Below are 2,321 nucleotides of genomic sequence, written 5' to 3'. Positions count from 1 at the left end.
GGTGTGGAGTGGGGGAAAATCCGAAGATTACTTCAAAGGATTACCTATCACTATTTCCCGGAGCCTTCTCCAGCGGCACCCCAAAAGGCGAGGACTTCCGCATCGTCCTGGAAGAGATCGTCCGCATTAAAGTTTGTGATGTTTCAGTCCCTCGACCTGACACCGGGTGCTGGGAATCTGCTGGGCGAATCATATTGGGAACTGATTTCTCCCTGGCGTGGCGATGCCTTGACGCTCAATACTGGGGTGTCCCCCAGAGAAGAAAAAGAATCTTCCTTGTCGCAGATTTTGCAGGTCAATCCGCCCAGCAAATATTATTTGACCAGGAAAGCCTGCCTGGGTATTCTCCGCCGAGCCTTTGAACGAGGAAAAGGACTTCCAAAAAAGCTTCAGGAAGCTCTGGAAATCCAGTCTGGGATTGCTTCATTAGGCTCCATCGCCTTTAGACCAGAGAACCACCCCACAAGTCGGCCAAATGATAGTTCCTCTTTCCGTGGGGTGCCTGACATCCCTGTTCAGCCGATTGCCTTTGCCACAAACCAGCGCGATGAAGTTCGAGACCTCCACGATGTGGCGGGAGCATTGGGAGCGCAACCGGGGATGAAGCAGCAGACCTTTATTGCCGGTTTCTCCGCTGGAGCCGGAGCATCAGCTGGAGACATCGGCTATGGCGAAGAAATCGCCCCCACGCTGAAGGGCAGCGCCGGCGGCAACTGTATGCCGTCGGTTTTATGCCTCAACGACCAGGGTGGCAGCGTCATGGGGTGTAGCATGGATGTGACAGGCACACTCCGGGCCCAGGCAGGTGGACACCAACCGCTGGTCTACGAGAACCACGGCATCGACTCCCGCTACACCGGCCCCCACGCAGTGGCCCCCACCATGTCCGCCAGATACGGTACTGGCGGCAACAATGTGCCATTGGTGGAGCAGGAACCCGTATTCTGCATCACCGGCAATGCCATAGACCGTCAGCCCCAAAACGGCGGGAATGGCATTGGTTATCAGGAGGACATTGCCTACACACTCACCGCAACGGACCATCATGCGGTATTCAGCAGACAGCGAGTGGACGTGTTCAAAGACGGGGCAGTTGTCAGCACCCAAAGTGCCCGTCAGCACAAGGATGCTACGGATCTGGTGCTAGATGATGATATACACCGACTCAGACTCATCCGCCGCCTGACCCCTCTGGAATGCGAGCGGCTCCAAGGCTTCCCCGACGGCTGGACAGCGATCCCCGGTGCTTCGGACTCCGCACGATATAAAGCGTTGGGCAACAGCGTGGCTATCCCATGCGTGGACTATGTCCTCTATGGTATTTCGCTGGTGCTTCTGGCAAGTTAAACCCGCTTTGTTGCTTCTGCTTGGTTTACGATAGCTTCCTTGTTGGAATGTGTGAATAGCTTTCCCTGCTCAGTTCCAGTATGCTTTGCTTGCAAAATCACAGAAAGGAGTTCGTCCCATGGGAGATAAGAAAAATCTCTGCGCCATGATTCCCGCCCAGCTGCACGCCAAGGTCATGGCAGAGAAAGAGCAGCTTGCACTGGGAACCCTGGCCGAATACGTAGAAATGATTCTCACTCAACACTTTGAAGGAGGTAACGTCACCATGGCAGCAACCAAAACCCTGGCCTTTCAAATTCCCGAGGAACTGGACCGGCGGCTGAAGAACTTCATTGCCGCTGAAAAGAAACGGGGCAGAAAAATCAGCCAGAAGGAGTTCGTCATCGGGCTCATCGAGCAGGCACTGGCTGAGTACGAGGCCCAAAGCCTGACCCAACCTGCAACCGAAGAATAATCCGTTGAACTGGCCGCTGGGGAACCCGGCGGCTTTTCTTTTGGAGGTGAATCAATCTGTACATCTATCCCGATAACCTGACCGCCAAAGCAACCCTGTGGCTCTGGGAACTCCGGGACGTGAGTGTCATCGGTGTGGGACTTCTCCTCTCTGTCCTGGCGCTCACCCAGACCGGCATCTTTGTCCCACTGGTGCTGACGGCAGTCTATGCCTTTCTCAGCATCCGATTCGATGGCACCAGCATCCTGGACTTCATCCGGTATGCGGTGGCCTTTCTGTTTACCAAACGGCAATTCTACGAATGGAGAATGTAATATGAATCATAACCCCACCAACAGAATTCTGGCTCCATGCGCCCATAAGGACGTCCAGCGATCCGGCTCCTTGAAGCTCCGTTGGAGCGAAAAGCGCAACCGCTGGGAGTGCGACGACGTCTACTTCTGGCAGGACCCCAAGACCAATTGGAGCTGCCGCAGTAAAAGCGGCAAGCATTACTATGGATTTCGCAGTCTGCAGGCTC

3 protein-coding genes and 1 pseudogene are annotated in these 2,321 nt (G+C 54.9%); all 4 read left to right on the top strand.

Annotated elements, in window-relative coordinates; all coding sequences use genetic code 11:
- A pseudogene (locus H9X86_RS11920) lies at positions 1 to 1,347 on the top strand (DNA cytosine methyltransferase); the annotation flags it as partial.
- 118 nt (positions 1,348 to 1,465) lie between these two features.
- Positions 1,466 to 1,801, top strand: coding sequence for a 4-oxalocrotonate tautomerase (locus H9X86_RS11915; RefSeq protein WP_204901715.1), 336 nt, complete (start codon positions 1,466 to 1,468; stop codon positions 1,799 to 1,801).
- 56 nt (positions 1,802 to 1,857) lie between these two features.
- Positions 1,858 to 2,115 (top strand): hypothetical protein, encoded by a 258-nt coding sequence (locus H9X86_RS11910; protein WP_204901717.1) that lies wholly within the window; start codon positions 1,858 to 1,860, stop codon positions 2,113 to 2,115.
- A 1-nt stretch (position 2,116) separates the two neighbouring features.
- Positions 2,117 to 2,321 (top strand): hypothetical protein (locus H9X86_RS11905; protein WP_204901714.1); only part of this gene is annotated, 205 nt, incomplete at its 3' end.

The sequence above is a fragment of the Pseudoflavonifractor capillosus genome, from assembly GCF_016902575.1.
Taxonomy (GTDB): Bacteria; Bacillota; Clostridia; order Oscillospirales; family Oscillospiraceae; genus Enterenecus; species Enterenecus capillosus_A.
Note: the sequence above shows the minus strand (reverse complement) of the source record. Positions and strands in the feature narration are given on the sequence as shown.